18 protein-coding genes are annotated in these 19,259 nt (G+C 71.1%); 2 read left to right on the top strand and 16 right to left on the bottom strand.

Features of this window, described 5'->3' with window-relative positions:
* Positions 1-59 precede the first annotated feature (59 nt).
* The 14 genes from AB0J08_RS29215 to AB0J08_RS29150 all read right to left on the bottom strand — a co-directional run bounded on the left by AB0J08_RS29215 (position 60) and on the right by AB0J08_RS29150 (position 13,943).
* On the bottom strand, positions 60-704 hold the full coding sequence (locus AB0J08_RS29215) for a hypothetical protein (RefSeq protein WP_360640743.1): 645 nt from the start codon (positions 702-704) through the stop codon (positions 60-62).
* A gap of 42 nt (positions 705-746) precedes the next feature.
* On the bottom strand, positions 747-1,394 hold the full coding sequence (locus AB0J08_RS29210; RefSeq protein WP_360640741.1) for a hypothetical protein: 648 nt from the start codon (positions 1,392-1,394) through the stop codon (positions 747-749).
* A gap of 32 nt (positions 1,395-1,426) precedes the next feature.
* Entirely contained in the window at positions 1,427-2,668 is a 1,242-nt protein-coding gene (locus AB0J08_RS29205) for a hypothetical protein (RefSeq protein ID WP_360640739.1), read from the bottom strand.
* A 185-nt stretch (positions 2,669-2,853) separates the two neighbouring features.
* Positions 2,854-3,351 carry a hypothetical protein gene (locus AB0J08_RS29200; RefSeq protein WP_360640737.1) on the bottom strand — a complete coding sequence of 166 codons (498 nt, stop codon included), beginning with the start codon at positions 3,349-3,351 and terminating at the stop codon, positions 2,854-2,856.
* Between the two features lie 35 nt (positions 3,352-3,386).
* On the bottom strand, positions 3,387-4,145 hold the full coding sequence (locus AB0J08_RS29195; RefSeq protein WP_360640735.1) for a hypothetical protein: 759 nt from the start codon (positions 4,143-4,145) through the stop codon (positions 3,387-3,389).
* A 95-nt stretch (positions 4,146-4,240) separates the two neighbouring features.
* Positions 4,241-5,356, bottom strand: coding sequence for a hypothetical protein (locus tag AB0J08_RS29190; protein ID WP_360640733.1), 1,116 nt, complete (start codon positions 5,354-5,356; stop codon positions 4,241-4,243).
* Between the two features lie 769 nt (positions 5,357-6,125).
* Positions 6,126-6,446, bottom strand: coding sequence for a hypothetical protein (locus AB0J08_RS29185; RefSeq protein ID WP_360640731.1), 321 nt, complete (start codon positions 6,444-6,446; stop codon positions 6,126-6,128).
* A 120-nt stretch (positions 6,447-6,566) separates the two neighbouring features.
* Positions 6,567-8,072: an ATP-binding protein gene (locus AB0J08_RS29180; protein WP_360640729.1), complete on the bottom strand. Its 1,506-nt coding sequence runs from the start codon at positions 8,070-8,072 to the stop codon at positions 6,567-6,569.
* A gap of 16 nt (positions 8,073-8,088) precedes the next feature.
* Complete coding sequence (locus tag AB0J08_RS29175) at positions 8,089-8,538, bottom strand: DUF6238 family protein (RefSeq protein WP_360640727.1); 450 nt, start codon at positions 8,536-8,538, stop codon at positions 8,089-8,091.
* A 35-nt stretch (positions 8,539-8,573) separates the two neighbouring features.
* Complete coding sequence (locus AB0J08_RS29170; RefSeq protein ID WP_360640725.1) at positions 8,574-10,043, bottom strand: SCO6880 family protein; 1,470 nt, start codon at positions 10,041-10,043, stop codon at positions 8,574-8,576.
* A gap of 147 nt (positions 10,044-10,190) precedes the next feature.
* Entirely contained in the window at positions 10,191-11,642 is a 1,452-nt protein-coding gene (locus AB0J08_RS29165; protein WP_360640723.1) for an ATP-binding protein, read from the bottom strand.
* A 46-nt stretch (positions 11,643-11,688) separates the two neighbouring features.
* Entirely contained in the window at positions 11,689-12,390 is a 702-nt protein-coding gene (locus tag AB0J08_RS29160) for a hypothetical protein (RefSeq protein ID WP_051966948.1), read from the bottom strand.
* A gap of 2 nt (positions 12,391-12,392) precedes the next feature.
* Positions 12,393-12,704, bottom strand: a complete 312-nt coding sequence (locus tag AB0J08_RS29155; RefSeq protein ID WP_360640721.1) for a DUF6112 family protein — start codon at positions 12,702-12,704, stop codon at positions 12,393-12,395.
* A 72-nt stretch (positions 12,705-12,776) separates the two neighbouring features.
* Positions 12,777-13,943 (bottom strand): C40 family peptidase, encoded by a 1,167-nt coding sequence (locus tag AB0J08_RS29150; protein ID WP_360640719.1) that lies wholly within the window; start codon positions 13,941-13,943, stop codon positions 12,777-12,779.
* Positions 13,944-14,508: 565 nt separating this feature from the next.
* Between AB0J08_RS29150 and AB0J08_RS29145 the strand changes: the two genes are divergently transcribed.
* Complete coding sequence (locus AB0J08_RS29145; RefSeq protein ID WP_360640717.1) at positions 14,509-15,258, top strand: site-specific DNA-methyltransferase; 750 nt, start codon at positions 14,509-14,511, stop codon at positions 15,256-15,258.
* Positions 15,259-15,348: 90 nt separating this feature from the next.
* Here AB0J08_RS29145 and AB0J08_RS29140 read toward each other — a convergent pair whose 3' ends face one another.
* A complete protein-coding gene (locus AB0J08_RS29140) occupies positions 15,349-16,284 on the bottom strand; it encodes a DUF5655 domain-containing protein (RefSeq protein WP_360640715.1) in 936 nt (311 codons plus the stop codon).
* A gap of 243 nt (positions 16,285-16,527) precedes the next feature.
* Here AB0J08_RS29140 and AB0J08_RS29135 point away from each other — a divergent pair, with 243 nt between their 5' ends.
* Complete coding sequence (locus tag AB0J08_RS29135; RefSeq protein ID WP_360640713.1) at positions 16,528-17,853, top strand: hypothetical protein; 1,326 nt, start codon at positions 16,528-16,530, stop codon at positions 17,851-17,853.
* A gap of 119 nt (positions 17,854-17,972) precedes the next feature.
* Here the strand turns inward: AB0J08_RS29135 and AB0J08_RS29130 are convergent, their stop codons facing one another.
* Positions 17,973-18,722 carry a hypothetical protein gene (locus AB0J08_RS29130; RefSeq protein WP_360640711.1) on the bottom strand — a complete coding sequence of 250 codons (750 nt, stop codon included), beginning with the start codon at positions 18,720-18,722 and terminating at the stop codon, positions 17,973-17,975.
* Positions 18,723-19,259: the final 537 nt, after the last annotated feature.

Raw genomic sequence — 19,259 nt, 5'->3', positions numbered from 1 at the left:
GCGCGCTCGGCTCTCGTGCGGTTCACGGGCCTGCTCCTTGCGGATCTAGAGGGAACGTTTCAGCTGGTGGCGGCCGGAGGTGTGACAGCGGACGGCTGGTCGGCGGACACGTTGTCGTGGAGGTCGAGGAGGTTCTCGCCGATGAAGCCGTAGACCGAGGTGATGGTGTCCAGACGCCGGGAGATGCTGAGGAACTGGTCGGCGATGGCTCCGGCCTCCTCGGTGTCGAAGGCGGCCAGCTTGTGTGCGGCGGTCCGCGCGAAGTTCTCGACGGCGACCAGGACGCCCTCGCCCTCGTTGAAGATCGTGTCGGCGATGCGCGCAATGTCGGCAACGTCCTCGCAGCGGTACAGAGAGTCGGAGAGCTCCTCGATATCGGCTTCGAGGGATTCGGTGGGGCTGAGCCGGTAGGTGAACCGCTCGGCGTGGCCGTGGATCGTCTTCAGCTCGGGCGGCATCGTGGTCACGTACCGGGCGGCGCTGAGCATGTGGTTGGCATAGGCGAGCGCCTGGCGTGTCGCTTCGAGCCCCAGATCAGCAGGAAGGGAAGGGAACTCGAAGGGGATGTCGGCGTCGCCGGTGAAGCCGGCATGCGCGAGGAGTTCGGCGACCAGACCGGGGTTGAAGTCGGCGTCGGCAGTGATGTTGCCCTGGGAATCCCGGGTGAACGTGACCACGGGTGCGGGAGTGAGCGCGGAGTACATGGAGCTTTCCTGTTCGGGAGAGGGCCGGGAGTCGGGTAGGGCTCAGCGAGTGCGGCCGAGAGTCTGCCCGCCGACGTGGGGGGAAGGCGCTGCGGTCGGTGCAGCGGGTCGGACGCCGGACGGGGCGGGGGCATTGGGCGATCCGGTGATGGCGGCCTGCCGCCGCTTCGCCTCGGGGTCGTTCGCGGGACGGCCGGCCCCCATCACGTCGTGCAGCAGCTCCCGGGTCCGCAGGACCTGGACGAAGTCGTGGTTCCGGGAGGCGCTCACTTCCTCGGGCAGTGCAGCGATGCCGTCGACAGCGGCCTCCAGATCCTCCTGGACCTGCGACAGCATCCGGTGGGCGGAGGCCAGTCGGGTCCACACCTCGAAGGCGTGGTTGCTGTGCGGAGCGTCGAAGTCGAGCCGGGCCCTGGCCCAGTCGGCGGACGCGGCGACCAGCTCGGTGAGCTGCGGCACCGGACCGACGAGGGCGCTGGTCGTCTCTTCGACAATCCCGGCGACGTCCTGGGGGCTGGCCGTCACTTCGAGCCGGGAGATCATGCCCGGCATCGAGTAGGGGTCGACGGAGGGCGGAGGGAAGTACCGGACCTGGAGGGGCGGGTCGGGATCCGGTCCGTGGGCGAGGCGGATGTTGTGCCGCATCGCGGCCCCGAACGCCTCACCGATCGACGGGTAGTGCTCAGGCATCGAGCCAACTCCTCTGAGACGTAGGGGGGTGGTCACCGCGTGCGGACCGGTGTCCGGGGCCCCGCTACGGACGGTGGTGCGGTTTCGGGCACCGCGGTGGCGTTCATACCGCGGGCGGCGACGGCCGGCGAGGTGGCGCGGGCGGCGCGGACTGCGGCTGAGTAGGAGGCGGACGCCCGATGGTCGGCGGCACCTGCGGTGTGGGACTTGGCGCCCTGCACCTCGTCGACAGCCCCGGCCAGTTCGGCCTGGGCAGCGACGAGGTGATCGGAGGCGACGCCGAACCGGTCCGAGAGTTCGTACTGCTCGGCGTCGAGGTCAGTGATCTGCTCGGACGCGATCTCCAGGGCTTCCTGAAGGCGGACGAGCGCTCCGTCGTCCGGGTCGAGCAGGTTGTCGAGCACGCCGGCGAGTTCGTCGAACTCGGTGGCGGCGCGGAGCTGGTCGGTGAGGTGGAGAAGCTGCTGCCCTGCGGTGTTGAGCGGCTCGATGTCGAGCTGGGGGTCGAGGTCGACGTCGTACCGGGCGGCGCGCAGCATCTCTGCCGCGTGGGTGGCGATGGCGGCACGGTCGGGTCGGGCGGTGGTGGTGGGAAGCCGGTGGCGTCGGCCGTGCCAGTCCTCGATCTGCTTGAACCCCGCGTGCTTGAGCAGCGCGGCGGACAGGTCGTCGGCGGAGCCCTTGGCGACGACACTGCCGCTCGGTTCGAGGCTGATGGCGATCACGGGCGTGGGCATGCGGTAGTCCTTGGCAGTGGTGACGGAGGGTGCCGATCGGTTGAGGTGGCCGAGGTCGGCGGCGATGCGGTGGCATTCGGCCTGCGCGTGGAAGGCGTCCCGGTAGGTGCTGTGCACGCCGCCGTCCTCGCGGACGACGGTGGCGACGATGTGCACCGAGCGGTCGAGGGTCCGGATCGCGGCCCATCGGCAGCCGTTCGGGTCGCCTGCGGGGGCGAGCCCGGTCGCGGTGACCAGGCGCCGGGCGACGTTGGCCCACTGGGCGTCGGTCAGGTCGGGGTGGCGCGGGTCGGAGCGCACGGAGCACAACCACACCGGGCGCTCGGGTGCCCGGGAGCCGATCCGGGCGGCCGGGGCGTCCAGGACGCCGCCGCCGAGGACCTCCTGCGGGTCGCCGAAGAGGGGGAGTTGCTTCCCTGCTCCGCGGTAGTCGGCACCGATCAGCCGGGGCCGCAAGCGGTAGCGGGGGTCATCGTGCCCGTAGAGGGCGGGAATCAGCGCGGCCGTGGTGGTGGCGCGCTGCAGATGGGCGATCACGGCGTCCCCTCTCGGACGGGCGGCGGGGCCCGGCGGGCGGGCTGGCAAGGAGAGGATCCGCAGATCCGGCGGTTTGGCCTGGCCGAGGTTCGGTGGTAGAAGCCGCCGGCCGGGAGCAGGCCGGTGTCGGCGTGGCGACGCCGTGCTGTGGCCGGTGCCCTGCGCCGTGGCAGGGCACCGGCACGTCACACGAAGGGGTTCTCGGTCGGCCGGTCCGCGTCCACTGCTGCGTCCAGCAGTTCCTCCAGGTCGCGGGGCTCGGACGCGCGCTGGTCGATCCACCAGCCGGCGCGCGTGACCGTACGGGCCCGCTCCTCGATCTGCTCCCAGTCAGTCTCGGACAGGCCGTCCTCCAGGACGAGGACCGTGTAGGCGGCGGCCAGGAGCTGGTGGCGGCAGCGCACGCCCCAGGCCCGGCCCCGGTCGGTGCCCTCCAGCGGCGGCATCCGGTACTGCTCGGACCAGGCGTCCGACTCCGCCTGCTCGGCGGCGCGCTTCGCCTCCAGCCAGGCGGCCTTGTCGGTTTCGCCTCCGTCCTTCGCCGCCCGCCAGCAGTCGGTGCAGTCCTGCTTGGCGAGCCAGTCGGCGAACCCGGCGCGGCGGTCGGCCGGGCGGTCACCGAGGTCACGCTCGCTCTCGTGCCCGCACGAGTGCGAGATCTTCCATACCTTCTTCACTGCCATCTCGGGTCCTTCGTCTGGTTAGGGGCGGTCTGGGGTCAGCGGGCACGGGCGAAGGTAACTCGCGGATCTGCTGCAGTAGGTGGCGGGCCCGACGGAACAGCGCCCTTCGCGGTGGTCACCGAGCGGGCCGCCGGGCTCTTGGCGAGCGCGGCCTCGTCGACGCGGAACCTGCGCGTGGTGAATGCCTCGCTGGCCGGGGCCCTGCGGGCGGCGACGGAGTCGGCGAGCTGCGGATGCATCGCCACCTGGTAGTTGCCCCGCTGCAACGCCACCGTGGTCCTGGCCACCGCGTCGAGGGACTGCGCCCGGGTGGCGGCCGGCGGGGCGAGGTAGATGTCCAGCTCGCGGTGGTGGCGCCAGCCGTCGGTCTCCAGGAAGACGGCCGGGCTGAGCGGCTGGTTGCCGCCGACGGCGGCGACGACGCCCAGCCGCGAGTGTTCTGCGAAGGCGACGTCAGGGCCCGTGTCCACTTCGTGGGCCGGTGGTTGGCGGGGCGCGTCGATCCGCGTCGGCGCTGTTTCGGTGGCGTTCGTGGGCGCAAGGGACAGGTCGGTGTCGACGCGGTAGCCGGCCCCGTTGAGGAGCTTGGCGGCCCAGGCCGCCCGCTCGGTCGGCTCGCGGTGCTGGTCGGTCAACGTGTACAGGCTCGGGTGGCCGGGGACGGGCTGGAACTCGAGCCGCTCCAGGAACCACTGGGCGGCGGCCGACTGCGTGGGCAGGGCCGCGACGATGCCGTGATCGGGGTGGTGGCCGAGGGCGACGTGGGGCAGGAGGTCGGGTGAATCGGCAGACATGAGGGGGCTCCGCTTCGGGGCACGGGCGGTGGTCGGTTGACGGGGCGGGGTCTGCTCGTACAAGGCATGTGCGTGCTCCTTCCGGGCGGTGGTGGTCAGCGGCGGGGCCCGGCCGGGCGCACAGCGGCGGCAGCCGCAGCCAGGGCGGGCTCGGCGGGGTGGCCGGTGAGGGTGCGGATTGCCGTCGGGGAGGCGGCGAGGGCGGCGGCAGCTCTGGCCTCGTCGGCGGCCGTCGCGCGGACGGGCGGGGGTGCCGACCGGGAGCGGCCGGGATGCGGGGCGTGCCGGTCGGCGAGGTCGCCGCGCATCGCCCGGACCTCCCGCACGTAGCCCCCGACGTGCTCGGAGATGTAGCGCAGGCGCGCGGCGTAGTGCGGATCAGCGGCGCCGCCGAGGCCCGCCCACCACTCGGCGGTCTGGTCGAGGACACCGATCACCTGGACGCCGTCGCCGGGGGCGGTCAGCTCGCTGAGCGCCTCGACGACCTCCCGCGTGTGGCCGGCCTCGGCGATCGTCCGGCCGACCGAGGGCAGCGAGACCCCAGGCTGGTTGCGCGGGGCTGCGGTGGGTCGCGGATCCACAGGGCGCAGGTCAGCGGGGAAGGCGTATCCGTACCCCTCGTCGCGCAGGAGGTCGAGAGCCCGGCCGAGCGCTGCCTGCCGTTCGCCGGGATCAGCCATGGCAGCGGGCAGCCGGTGGTAGGTGTCGCGGAAGCGGACGACTGGGACGAAGCCAGCCCGGTGCAGTAGCGACGCGGCGCGCTGCTGCAGCGCCGCCGCCTGCTCCCGTGTCGCGACACCCAACTCGTCGAGGCGGGCGTCGACCCCGGCCAGCAGGTGCGGAACGCTCCCCGCGTTGAACTGCGCCGGGCCGCCGGCCTGGCTGTCGTAGACGATCTCGAACAGATCGGGGTCGTCGGGGTTCGAGCGCGTCACCAGCCAGCCCGGAGGAGTGTCGTCCGGGTAGTCGGACTGCTCCGGCGAGATCGTCAGATGGCTGCCGTCGGGAAGTTCCGCGTTGACGATGTAGTCGTCGAGGCCGAAGTCCACGGTGCAGTCGAGTCCCCGCTGTTCGAGCGGGACGGTGATGTCGGCGTAGCGCTGGCGGTTGGCAGTGTCTCCGGGCTTGTCAGGGGTGAAGGGCCCGAAGACGCGGGCGTTGATGCCTCCGCCCTTGTCGCTGAACAGCACGGCTACGCAGTCGGGATCCACGGGCTCTCCTTTGAGAGGGCGGCCTGGCGGAGCGCCGGGGCCGGCGGGCGGTGAGGGGGCGAGAACGAGGATGCGGAGATCCGCCGGTTTGGCGGGGCCGCAATCCGGTGGTAGCGCCGGTCAGGGCGAACGGCGGCGTCCGGGCGAGGCCGCAGCGATCGGCGGCCGGCTCCGGGGCACCGGGGCCGGCCCCTGCACGCCCTCCCGGGCGGCGGCCGGAGCCACTGAGGTGGGAGCGGGCCAAGGCGGACGCGAGGGGGACCGGCTGACAGCGGCGGCCAGCCGGTTGCTCTGGGAGACAAGTTCACGGCCGAGGCTGTCGTTGACGAGGTGCTGCTCCTCGCCGAGGTCAGCGACTCGGTCCGCCAGAGTCTCCAACTCGGCCCCGTACTGACGCGCGTCGTGGTCCCGGCACCAATCTGCAGCAGCGCTGAGCAGTTCGTGGAGCTGGTCGGCCATACCGAAGCTGCTGCTGACGACTTGGCCGCACAGGCTCGGGAACTCCGTCTCGTCGGCGGCAGCCAGACGGCGCGTGGCGCGGTCGAGGCTCTCCGACGAAGGCGCCTGCACCCGGGAAGGGGACGGGCGGTAGAGCGGCGAAGCGTTGTCGGGGAGCAGGGCCGGATCGCTCGCCAGTTCGCCGGGCCTGCGACGGCTCCCCTCCTATACCCAGTAGCCCAGGTTGCTCATGATGGTGAAGTCCCTGCCCAAGTCGGTTGGCGGTTGGAATCATTGCCTGCGGTGCCGTAGCCGCATAGGGCGCGAACGGTCAGCGAGTGCGGCGCACTGCCGGTGCGGCGGGGGCCGCCTCGGCCCCGGCACCGCGGCGTCCGCCGGTGCTGCGGGCGAGGGCGACGGCGGTCCTCTGCCGGTCGGCCCCGGCCGGGGTGTCCGGCAGGGCCTTCCCATCCCGGCTGCACTTCATCTCGACGTAGCCCAGAGGCGCCGGGCGGGTGAGCCGTTCCTCCGGAGCCGGGCGGAAGACACCGGTGGTGTGCAACCACCCGTTCCTGTCCGAGCCCTCCGCGGTGAGGACCAGCTCCCAGGTGTCGTCGTGGCCGCTGCCCGTGGCGATGTGCTGGGCGGCCATCAGGGACTCGAAGGCGGTGAAGTCCTCCTCCGTCAGCTCGGAATGGTCGGTATAGACGGTGCGCGGGCGGCCGGTGTGCGACGATTGTCCTCAACTCGGCTTATTTGACGGGTAGTTGATTTAGGCCGCCATGCGGAAGTCGGTGTCGTAGAGACGGCGCTCGCGCTGGTGGAGGAGGTGCTGCACGATGAAGCTGAGGCCCGCCACCTTCCACAGGCCACGCCCGCGGGGCAGAGCGGCGATGGCGTGGGCTTCGACGCCGGTGAGGCCGAGCAGGACCATGGACGCCGCGATCTGGTCCGGCTCCTGCCGGTAGATGATCCGGGTGCTGCAGTCCGCGAGGAGGCCCTCAGCCAGGACCCGGCCGCGCGATCCGGCGTCCCCTGCGGACAGAAGGTCGGAAAGCCGGTGCAGGATCAGCAGGTTGGCGATGCCGAGGCCTCGCGACAGCTTCCACTGCTGCTGCATGCGCTCCAGGAGGCCGACATGCCGCATGATCCGCCACGCCTCGTCGTAGATCACCCAGCGGCGGCCACCGCCGGGGTCGGCCAGCGCGGACTCTATCCATGCGCTCGCGCACGTCATCGCCAGCACCAGCGCCGTGTCGTCGCCGCTGGAGCCCAGGCGCGACAGGTCGATCGACAGCATCGGCGCGTCCGGGTCGAAGCTGACGGTCGAGGGCGCGTCGAACATGCCGCTGAGGTCGCCGTGGACGAGGCGGCGCAGGGCGTGCGCCAGGTCGTCGACAGACCGGCCGAGGCCGCCGGCCTCGTCGCCGAGGGCGGCATCCAGGCGCTCGGGGCGACCGAGGGCGTGGGCGATATCGCCCAACAACGGCACGGTGCCCGCGGCCTCGGCCTCGGCGACGACCAGGTCGAGTGCGACGTCGAGCCCGGTGTGCTCCATCGGCAGCAGATCGCGCTTGAGCACGGTGGCCGCGAGGCTCGCCAGCAGCAGGAGGCGCCGCTTGCGGACTTCGCTGGTCCAGTCCTCCTCGCTCACCCCGGCGGGCCGGGCGGGTGCGTCCAGCGGGTTGAGCTTTCCGGGCAGGCCGGGGCCGAGCGCGATGGTCTGGCCGCCGAGGGCCTCGGCGAGAGCCGACCACTCGCCCTTCGGGTCGGACGGGATGTAGATCTTGTACCCGTGGGCGATGGCCCGGGTGGCGATCGACTTGGCCAGCGCCGACTTGCCCATTCCGATCACCCCGCACAAAACCGCATTCGGGTTGGTGAAACCCTCTATTCGGCCGGAGTTGTACAGGGCGAACGGGTCGTAGCTGAAGCTGCCCTCGGCATGGAGATCCCGGCCGATGAAGATCCCCTCGGAGCCGAGTCCGGCCTCGGCGAGGAACGGATACGCGCCGCCCGCGACGGCGGTGGTCATCCGGTGCTTGGGCAGGCGGAGCTTTCCGCCGCGTGCCGAGGCGCGTCCGGGCCGGCCGGAGACGGGGTAGGTGGCCTGCAGTTCGGGGTCAACGCCCTCGAACTCCTTTCGCTCCGAGGGGGCTTCGGCGCGGCGGGCCTTGGTGCGGGCCTCGGCGAACTCGGCCCGTGCGGCGCGCTGCTGGGCGCGGGAGGTCTTGCGGGGGACAAACAGGGGGCTGGCGGTGGCGCGGTTCCTGGGCATGATCACGGATTCCGGGTCAGTGGCGGACGAGGCCGGTGAAGGGCGAGTGCAGATCGGCGGGGGTGGTGCGGCGGCGGACCAGCTGGGCGGCCTCCTGGTGGCGGCGGCAGATGCTCAGCTCCGGGGCACCTTCAGGGCGGCGGGCCCGGCAGGCTTCGGCCTCGGGGACCTCGCCGGTGCCCGGCCGGGGGGAGGAGTGGTATGCGGCGTGGAGGTGCTCGGCGGCCTGCCACAGGCGGGTGCGGGTGGCCTTCAGGTGATCGCCCTCGACCGGCAGCAACGGGGAGGCGCGCTGGGCATGCGCGTCGAGGAGGCCATGCAGCGCGACCAGGTGCTCGTGGAGGGAGTCCAGCTCGGCCCGTGAAGCGACGAGCGGGCCTGCGGGGATGTTCAGGGCGCGGTGGAAGTCGATCGCGGCGGTCGCGTACGGGACGAAGTCCTGCGCGGTGGCGGTGGTGGCCGGCATCGGGGGTGCTCTTTCGGTGAAGGGGGTGGCCGGCATCAGGCGGCGAGGGCGAACGGCAGGGCGGAGGCGGTGAACGCCTCGGCCTGCTGCCAGGTGAGCGGGCGCAGGTCGAGCTGGGCGCCGACGGCGGCCGTCTCGACCACCGCGCACGCGGAGCGCAACTGCTCCTCGGTGTCGGCCGAGACGGTCAGCAGGCCGGTCAGGGCGACGTCGGCGTGGCCGGCGATCAGCTGCCGCTCGCGGGCCTGGATGTCCTGGTACTCGACCGAGTCGGCCTCGGAGGCGACCTGGCCCTTGCGGGCGCGCTCGGCCGAGTCGGCGATCACGCTGGCCTTCTTGCGCTGGACGTCGCGCATCGCGGCATCCAGGTCCTTCGGCTCGTAGGCGAGGGAGACGGTGCGGCGCACGCCGGGGGCGAACATCACCTGGTGCAGGAACCCGGGGCTGGTCTCGGTACGGGGCCAGTTCTCCACCCAGTAGGTGGTGTGGTGGGCGGAGTCGGTCGAGATGTGGTCGGCCTTCTCCACCACGACCACCGGACCGGCCGCTGCCGGGTCGGCCGCCGGGCGGCCGTCCTCGGACCAGCGGTCCAGTGCAGCAAGGGCCTTGGGGTCGTAGGCGGTGCGGGCGACGGCGGCGATCTCGGTGGCGGACAGCCAACCGTTCGGGTTGAGCCCGGCGGTCCGGGCGGACTGCTCGAACGCCGAGGTCAGCTGCGCGAGGACGCTGAAGCCTCCCATCAGGCCGCCGCCGGCCTGGTTGATTAGCCGCCGGGCGGCCTTGAAGTCCAGCGCGATGGCGACGTAGGACTCGTGGGGGGCGGCGGCCGGGCCCGCGCCGCGGATCAGCTCGTAGTAGAGGGCGCCGGCCAGCGGGGCGTCGGGCTTGCCGTGCTCCTCCCAGTACCGGCGCAGGGCGTCGCCGGAGTCGGGGACGGTCCGCTCGATCACCTGGATGCGGGCGACGTGGCCGGTGCGGGCCAACGCGGCCAGAGAGCGGCCCCAGCCGTTGACGTTGGCGTTCTGGGTGCCGGGGTCGAGCAGGGCGTACGCGCGGCTGCTGACCTTCACGACGGCGGTGAGGGTACCGGCGTGCGGGTCGTGGACGGCGCCGTAGCGGCGGTCCGGGGCGGTGAGGACGCGCAGGCTGGCCGCGCTGCCGGGCAGGTGCAGCAGTCCTTCGCGTACCGGCCGTCGGGAGGGGCGGGCGAGCCAGATCAGCTGGCCCCGGAAGCGGCGGAGCGCGTACCGGACGCCGATCGGTGCCCAGTCGGCCAGGGTGCGGCCCCGGTAGCGGATGAGGACGAAGGCGGCGACACCGGCCCACAGGGGTATGAGCTGGAGCGCGCCGACGACGCCGCGCGTGACGAGGACGGCGAGCAGGAGCAGGCCGGTGGCCGAGACGGTGATCAGCTGCGAGGCGCTGAGGCCGAGGAGGATGCCACGGCGGCTGCGGTGCGGGAACTTGACCGACGCGGGAGCGTCGGGCTTCGGGATTGAGGACATCGAGGTTCCAGAGGGGGTGAGCGTGCGGGCGGTGGGCGGGGGCGTGGCGCTCTTCTGGACTTCATGGCCGGACTCCTTCGGCAAAGGGAAAGGGTGGTGGGGCCGGGGTGGGCCGCAGGACGCGGCCCACCCCGGGTGGTGGTTCGGTCAGGAACCGGACGCGGGTGGCTGATGCGGGTAGATGAACCTGACCGGGTCCGGCGCGGAGGTCCCGGTGGAAGGCGGTCCGCTGGCCGACGGGCCTTCCGGAGCCGGAGCCGACGGCGACGGCGTGGCCGGGGCCGAGGGAGCCGGCGTGGCCGGGGCCGAGGGTGCGGGCGAACCCGTGCCCGGCGGGGCGACGGTGCCAGCGGTGAAGAAGCCCCCGGTGCCCGGAGTGGCGGCGGCCTGTGCGTCGCCACCTTCGGCCTGCGGCTGTCCGCCGCCGCCCTCGGAGGACGGGCGGGTGACCAGGGCAGGGATGCCGGGCCGGGTGACCAGGGCCCGTCCGCGGTCGCCGGGCGCGCTCGGGTCCTCGCCGAAGCGGAAGGTTGTCGGCTGCTGGGCGGGGCCGGCGTCGATGCCTTCCTTGCTGATGCGCCCGGTCGGGTCGATGCCGCCGGCACCGCCCCCGTCCATGCCGGGGACCTGGCTCGGCCCCTGCGGCATGGGGGTGCCGGTGCCCATCTGCATCGCGAGGCTGCCTGCGGTCTTCGTCGCTCCTGCCGCGACGGCCATCCCGGCGACGCCGGTGCGGTGGAGGTCGTCGTGGCCGCCGCCGTCGGTCGCCCAGTGGACGAACTTGTAGACGGCGTAGGGGCAGAGCAGCACCAGCACCATGATCACGATTCCGGCCATGGCGTCGGACAGCGCGCCGAGGCCGTCCTTGGCGTCCGTCTTGCCGATTGCCGAGACGCCCACCAGGAAGACCACGGTCATCAGCAGTTTGCTGACCACCAGGGTGGCGGTCGCCTCGATCCAGCCGCGCCGCCAGCGCTTGGCCACCTCCCAGCCGCCGCCGGCGCCCGCGAACGCGGCGAGCGCGACCAGGACCAGGACGCCGACCTTGCGGGCGACCATGACGCCCCAGTACAGGAACGCCCCGATGGCGCAGCCGACCGCGACCAGTGCTGGGATCGCCCAGCCGAGGGGGAACATCGCTCCCAGCTCGGACACCTTGACCAGGCGCCTGACCGCGTTGTCCACCGATGTGTTCGCGGCTTTGAACAGGCCGGCGGACAGGGCGTCCACCGTGGTGACGGCCACGGCGGTGAAGCTGATCGCGCAGAAGGAGAAGAGGACGCCGGTCATGGTGCCCCAGGCGGCTTGGGCGAGGGCGCGTTCGTCCCGGCGCCAGGCGGCGAGGATGAGCTGGGCGCAGAACGTGCCCACCGTGAGGATCAGCCCGATCGGCAGGATGAGCTGGTAGTTGTCCCTGAACCACGGGGCGCTCAGGTCGATGGCGGTGGTCTGGTCGACCGCGCGAGCGGCGAGGTCGGTGGCGCTGGCCGCCAGCTCGCCCATGCTCTTGGCGATCCACGCGCCGATGCCGTCGGTGATGGACTTGCCGGGGTTGGAGACGAAGCTGACCGCGTCGACCACGGTGCAGACTTGGCTCATCAGGGGTATGTCGCAGACGCCCACGAAGGGCACCTCCTTCGTGGTGTCAGGGCGCGACGGACGGCATTACGCCGACCAGAGCGCAGGGACGGTCGGGGCGGCACTGCACCGCGAGGGTGGCCGAGCGGTCCTCGGCGCCGCCCTGGGGCGAGCCGTTCCAGGCGATCGACTGCTTGCCGGAGACGGTGACGGCGTAGACGTACGCCTGGGTGATTGCCCCCGGATCGGCCTGCAGCGCGCGGGTGAAGCTGTCGGGGAAGTGCGCCTCGGCCGCGGTCGCGGTGGCGAACTGGCCGGAGTCGGCCATCCGCCCCCACAGCATCGGCGAGGGCACCTGGCGCTCGACCGAGTCGGCGTCGACGTACTGTCCCTCGGTCGTCAGCCACCGGTGGAGCGCGGCCACCAGCTCGGGCTGGGAGTACGCGCGGGTGTCGTACGACCACAGGGCCACCGCCGCCGACTTCCCGAATGCGATCGGGTCACGGGTGTCCGGCGGCGAGGGCAGAGCTGCCGACCGGCCGCTCGGCAGAGCCGACGGCGAAGCCGGCGCGAAGGTGGTAGCGGGCGAAGTCGGCTGTGCGGAAGAGTGGTTGGACGGCTCCCGGTTGTCGCGGGTGAGGTAGGAGAACAGGCCGGCCAGGGCGACGAGCGCCACCAGGACCACGGTGCCCAGCAGCGCCCGGCGGCGCACGAGGGCGCCGCCGGACTTCCCGCTGCGGGAAGCAGAGGAGAGAGAACGTTTCTGCATGATCACTTGACCTGGCTGCCCAGTGCGGAGAAGAAGGCCACCACACCGTTTGCCGCGCCCAGCAGCAGCGCGGCACCCGCACTGACGAGTACGCCCTTCTTGCCGTTGGCCTCGGCCTGGTGGCCGCCCGAGTGGTGGCCCCAGGCCCACACACCCGCGCTGACCGCGAGCGCGCCGACCACCGCGATGATGCCGAACAGGTTCAGCGAGCCCATCACCTGCTTGAGTACCGAGAGGCCGGGCAGGCCGCCCTCGTTGGGCTGGATGCCCGGGTCGTAGGCGAGCTGGGTGACCGCATCGGCGAGGTAGGTCATGAGAACTCCAGGGGAATGCGGGCACGCGAAGGTGCACCGAAGAGAAAGGGGAAGAAGGAGAGAGAGCGCCGGTCAGAGGACTCGGCGGGCAGCGAGGATGTCCGCCTGCCAGGAGGCGAGGGTCGAGACCTTGACCACGTCACCGGTCTTGGGGGCGTGCACGACGAGCCCGCCGCCGATGAACATCCCGACGTGCTCGGGCCGCAGGGCGGTACCCCGGGTGAACAGCAGGTCGCCGGGCTTCAGGGCGCCGGCGGAGACGGCGGTGCCCTCGGTGACCTGCGTGTAGGTCGTCCGGGTCAAGGTGATCCCAGCGGCCTTGTAGGCCATCTGCATGAGCGAGGAGCAGTCGCACCGGCCCATCGGGTCGGTGCCGTGGGAGTCGGTGCACGAGCCGCCCCACTGGTAGGGCGTGCCGAGCTGACCGAGCGCCCAACGGATCGCGGTCTGCACCTGGGGCGGTGCGTCGGCCGGGATCGCGTAGCCCTCAGGGAGGGTGCCGGGCGGGATCGTCCCGAAGCCGCTGCCGTCGCCGCTCGCGGTCGAGCAACCGCCGCCCGCCGAAGGGGCGGTGGGAGACGGGGTGGCCGGGGACGGGCTCGCGGTCGGCGACGGTGACGGGTTCGAGCCGTTGCCGGGGTTGGCCAGCAGCGGTGCGATGGCCTGCTGCAACGCCGTCGCCAACGGCTCCCACTTGGCGTAGGCGTCCGGGTAGCCGCTTCGCTGTACCGCCTGGGCGGCCTGGGTGATCGTCATCGACTGCCAGCCGGAGACCTGCTGGAGGCCGTCGTAGAACTTCGTCGAGGCGTACACCGGCTGCATGATCTGCTCCGGTGTGCCCCAGCCCTGCGACGGTCGCTGCTGGAAGAGGCCCAGGCTGTCGCGGTCGCCGTAGTTGATGTTCCGCAGACCGCTCTCCTGGAGCGCGGTCGCCAGCGCGACGACCTGCCCGCGGACTGGGATGTGCATCGCGATGCCGGTGGCTTGGATGGCCTGGGCGTTGGGGATCTGCTCGGCCGGCTTGTCCAGCCCCGCGACGCCCGGAGCGCTGAGCGGGCTCGATCCGTTCAGGATCGCCTTCACCTGTTGAGCGACGGCGGCGGTATCCACAGGCTGTGAATCACTGCCAGGGACGCAGGTGGCGGAGGCGCTCCCGGCGGCAGCGACCACGATCGGCAGGGCCAGAACCAGAGGGCCGGCCGCGACGAGGCTGAGGAAGCTGCCCGCAGTCTTCCTCATCGTCGCCGCCGTTCTGCGAAGCGGACGACGGCAGGAAGTGGCGGATCGAGGCAGGGCTGTGCCAGGGCATGCTGCATCGCAGCGGCTCCTCGGGGGTTCGTAGGAGACGCGGTGCCGGCCTCTCGTGCAAAGAAGTCGCCGGCACCGCGCCGGTGGTGAATCCGCCGCTCAGGGCGGGCCCGGGTCAGGGGAGTTGGTAGCTCCGGGACGCCGGTCTCGGGTCATGCGCGGCAGCCAGCCGCGCTCGTAATCTCAGCCGGAACACGGGGTCTCCTCGAAGAGTGCGAAGGGGAGCGCAGACCCGCAGGGTGCCCCGCTGGACGGGACAACACGCATCAACACGAGCCGTCCCGGGCCGAGTTGGCCTCCTGCCCGGTTGGCATGGCGAGACAGTAGACCCGAAGTCCGGCCGGACCAAACAGGGACTTCACCAGCCACGACTCCCCTCGCGCCGCCGTTAGGTCCGGCCGGGAATCGCGGCTACCGTCCCGCTCATCCCCGCTCCCGGCGGCAGCCGCCGGGCACCGCCGGGAGTGGGTCCACCCCTGCCCTGAGAGAGGCCCCCATGAGCAACTACACCCTCCACCGAGGCGACGCGCTGACCGTCCTCAAGTCCCTTCCCGACGAGTCGGTGAACGCCGTCATCACCGACCCGCCGTACAACAGCGGCGGGCGGACCAGCTCCGAGCGCACCAGCCGCGACGCCCGCGCCAAGTACGTGACGTCCAACTCCGCGCACGACCTGAAGACCTTCCCCGGCGAGAACCGCGATCAGCGCTCCTACCGCTCGTGGCTGACCGAGCTGCTGACCGAGGCGTACCGGGCGAGTACCGAGCACTCGGTCGCGATGGTCTTCTCGGACTGGAGGCAGGAGCCGACGACCAGCGACGCGCTGCAGATGGCCGGGTGGACGTGGCAGGGCACCATCCCGTGGATCAAGCCCGCCAGCCGACCGCGCAAGGGCGGCTTCAAGCAGTCCGCGGAGTTCATCACCTGGGGCGTCAAGGGCACCCTCGACAACAGTCGCGCGATCTACCTGCCCGGCCACTTCATCGCCAGCCAGCCCCGCAAGGACCGGGTCCACATCACCCAGAAGCCGCTGGAGATCATGCAGCAGCTCGTCCAGATCTGCCCCGAGGATGGTGTCGTCCTCGACCCCTTCACCGGCAGCGGTTCTACCGGCGTCGCCGCCCTGCGCGAAGGCCGGCGCTTCGTCGGCGCCGAACTCTCCCCGCACTACGCCGAGATCGCTGACCAGCGGCTGCGGGCGGAACTGACCCAGGACGACTTCGTCCTCGCCGGGCCGGAGGTGTGAGGGTGAGAACCACAGACAGTCGGCACCGCAGGGGCCGCAGACGCAGAAGGGCGGTTGGAGCATGAAGCTCCAGCCGCCCTCGTGCTTTCGTCAGGCAGCCTCGACGGCCCGCCGGATCAACGGCACCGCCTTCTCCAGGCCGGCCGCTGAGGTGATCCGCACCTCCAGGTCCCCGGTGCCCAGATGGCCCTTCCCGCGCATGTCGCGCGTGAAGCCCTCCTCTAGCTCCACCGTGTCCGGGTCCAACCGCAGGTACAGCAGAATCGCCCGATGCGAAGCCGACGGCCGGAAGATCACGCTCGCTACGTTCTGCAGCCGCCGGTAGGCGATGTAGTGCCGCAGCGGAACGACCTCCACCTCGCCCGAGTCGGTGAGCACCTCGTCCAGCTCGCCGTACAGCGCCCGCAGGCACTCCGGCACCTCGACCAGAGCTGGCGGCCCGTCCGCCTCGGCGACAGCTTCCAGCGCCGCGGGCGCGCTCGATCTGCGCACGGACGCCGTGTTGGTGGGGGCGACGACCGGCTCGACCAGCTGCAGGCTCAATAGCCCGCCGTCGAAGACCCGGTAGCGGACCAGCTCGATCGGCCAGCGCCGACCGAGGTCACCGACCGTGACCCGGTCGTGCCACGAGTACCCCGCCGCCACGCACAGCGCCCGGGGCGAACGCCAGTCGATCGACTCCACGGCCTGCTCGCCCAACTTCTCCCGGACCAGGGCCTCGAACTCGTGACGGCTGCTCTTCAACCAGGTCAGGTACGACATGGCCTGCAGCACGACCCCGCTGTCGCTGCCCTTCTTGAACTCCACCACCACCGGCACGCCGTTCTCGTCCAGCCCCAGCGAGTCCACCCGCCCCCGGTGCCACGGACCGGTCGGGTACTCCGACGCCAGGAACCGGATGCCCAGCATCTGCTCCATCCCGGCCTCCACCCGGCGCTGAAGCTCCACCTCCAGCGCCACCGTCGAGCCCCGCAGCTCCACGTCCCGGCCGTCCGCCCCGACCCGAAACACCTTCAGATCGCTCACCCAACCCCCTTTGCGCGATCGTACGAGGAGACCAATCGAAAAGAGGACTGCTCTATTTCCGGAGTGTCACTACCTGAGTCCCCGCCGCAGCCAGGTGGGACGTCAGACCTCTGGGCCAACATCCAAGCGCGAGCAGGCCCAGTTTCGTCGCGCGGTGAGAAGCATCAATTCGGGGGCCTCGAACCGGGGCTGTCAGTAAGGTGGCCGCGTCCCACCAGTGATGCGACGAAGGGCGATCCTCGCGTGTACGCGCTCGAAGACCTGAAGAACCGAGTCCGCTCACGGCAGTCACGTCGCTACATCGACGAAGCCATTAGCGCCTACGGAGCGGGTGCTTACCGTTCGGCGATCATCGCGGTCTGGATCGCCGTGGCCGCCGACATCATCGAGAAGATCCGCTTCTTGGCTGAGGAAGCCATGCCGGTGGCCGTCGAGCTGCGTGACAAGCTGGACAGGGCGATCACGGACAAGAACATCGCGGGCCTGCAAGCATTCGAGCGTGACCTCCTGAACGCCGCCGAGAAGCGGCTGAACCTCATCGGCTCGCGGGAGGCCACAGAGCTCGGGCGCCTCTACGAAGACCGACACCTGTGCGCGCACCCAGCATTCGTGTCGGGTGACGACGACCTCTTTGCGCCGACAGCCGAATTGGTCCGAACCCACCTTGCATCCGCCGTTGATGCACTCCTGTCGCACCGCGCCGTTACTGGCCGGAAGACAATAGAGCGGTTCCAGCGCGATGTCCAAGAGGAGTCCTATCCTCGGGACGACCACCGCCTGGAGGAGTTCCTCCGGGCCGGCTACCTTGACCACGTCAGCCGCCCGGTCTTGGGGAACCTGATCAAGGTCGCCTGCAAGGGCACCCTTGATCCAGCCAACAGCATCGCACTGCGGTGGCGATACAGCCGAGCGGCGCGGGTGATGCAGAAGATCGCGCCTGCCGCGTTCGAGGAGGAGGCGGCAAAGCTGCTTGAAGCCCGGCAGGATGCGCTGAACGACGACGGGCTGTTCCTTCTCGTTTCGGGCCTCTGCTATGTCCCTGGCACATGGGATCTTCTCCACGAGGGAACGCGCAACCGGATCGAGCAGCTTCTCAGCGCCCACTCAATCCTCCAACTCGTGGTCGGCCACCAGCTGTTCCACGGGCCGCTCCCCTGCACGCCGGTGGACAGGATGCTGCTTGCCAGGGTGCCCGACATGGTGGGTATCTCCGCAGCACAGCTGGTGCCGGGCCAGCAGCTCGCCGACTACCTGGGTCCGCTGCCCGATCGGCGCCTCATCGGCCCTATCGTCCAAGCGCTCGCAGATGTGAAGTCGTACATGGACGGTGAGGCTGTACTGAAGTTGCTAAACGCCTTGACCACAATCCTGACTGGCGAGGACCTTCAAGGGATCCTCATGGTCTGCGCTGAGAACGACCAGGTTCGGGGTTCGGTCCTTGGGCACAGGCAGCTGGCGATCTTGCGCTCGCAGACACACGATCTGGACGACCACGCAGAGCAGGCTTGGGCGAAGTGGGACAGCCAGTGGCAGTCATCTACCCCGGCCGATGGGACCGCGAGCGAGTAGAACGCAAAGGAGAATGCCAGCGGCCAGGTTGAAGACCAACTGGCCGCTGGCACCGCCGCGAAAGAGTCGGCTGGACCCAGCTGTCCCAGCCGGGCGCCGTAGCTCCGGCAGCGGGGACGTCAGCGCAGACCGAGCAATCTCAGAGCGAGGTCAATGAGGACGAGCGGGAGCGAGTTCGAGAGCGCGCGTGTGCCCTCTTCGGCGGCCATGTGCAGAAGATCGCTGCGACGGGCGGCCGAGTTGCCGCAGGAGCATTCGAAGCGGACGGCCTCGTCGGGGGTCCAGATTCGGCGTTCGGGCGTGGGCGGGCGGGGGATGACGGCGGGCTTGGCGGGGTTGTGGCCGATCCGATGGCGGACGACGGCCGCGCCGAGCGCGCTGGAGAGCGTGGCGAGGATCCGGTGGACGGTGACGCGACCGCGGCCGGCCTTGAGCTGGGTGCGCGCGTAGTGGTCGATGTGCTCGTAGGCGAGGTCGTCGAGGGGGATGCGGCCGAGCGCGGGCACGAGGTCCTGGAGGACGTACGCGCGGTAGCGGGCCAGTGTCGTGGGCTTGAGCCACTGCTCCTGGACGGCGAGCCAGGCGAGCAGGTATTCGCCCGTGCTCTGCCGCGGGTCCGGGTTGTAGCCGAAGGCCTTGCCGTCAGGGAAGCGGCGCAGGTCGGCGCGGGCGGCGTGCTCGTTGTCGTAGCCGCCGCGGCGTACGGTGTGGCGCCGGTCGTCGGGCCAGGGAACGTCGACGGCGTAGGTCCAGGTCCCATGGTCGGGGTCGGCGGCCAGGCGCGGGCAGCGGGCGCCGAGCTGTCGGCGGCTGTGGTCACGGCAGCCGCAGCGCCGGTAGATCCGGCTGCGATCGTCGGAGCGTCGCATGATGATCACCTCGAAGGCTCGGGCGGAGAGCTGCTTTCAGTCTCGTTCGGCTCGTCGGGGGCGCCCCTTGTCGCCGATCCAGGGGATCGCCGCAGGTCAGAGGCATGATTTGCCGGTGGTGATCGCGTGGTGGTCGCCGCCGGGTCGGCCGGCGGCGCCCGGTGCGGGCCGCCGGGTGAGCCGCAGAATGACTGGCGCAGGTGGCCGGCTGGCCCGTCGGCGGCGCCATCCTCCCTTTGGTCACTTTCTGTGACCAAAGGGAGGGGCAAGGGCACGACACCGGTACGCCTACAGGGAGTAACTGGCGTCGTTTGGTCGGGCCGGCCCCTCGTCTGAGGGCGAGTAGGTCAGATGAGGCGGTCGCGGTCGCAGGTGGCGGTTTCGCGGACGAGCTGTGTGAAGCGTTCGCGGCTGCGGTTCTGGCGCTCTTCGGCCTATGCGTCGTCCCAGTTCTCGGGGTCGTCGAGGTCGCCTCCAGCGGCGTCTCTCTTCTTCGGCCAGCAGACCGAGCTCTACGGGGTGCGTGCTAGGACGTGG

Origin of the sequence: Kitasatospora sp. NPDC050463 (assembly GCF_040655255.1) — a bacterium.
GTDB lineage: Bacteria > Actinomycetota > Actinomycetes > Streptomycetales > Streptomycetaceae > Kitasatospora.
The sequence above is the reverse complement of the archived record's forward strand: the minus strand, read 5'-3'. Positions and strand labels throughout refer to the sequence as shown.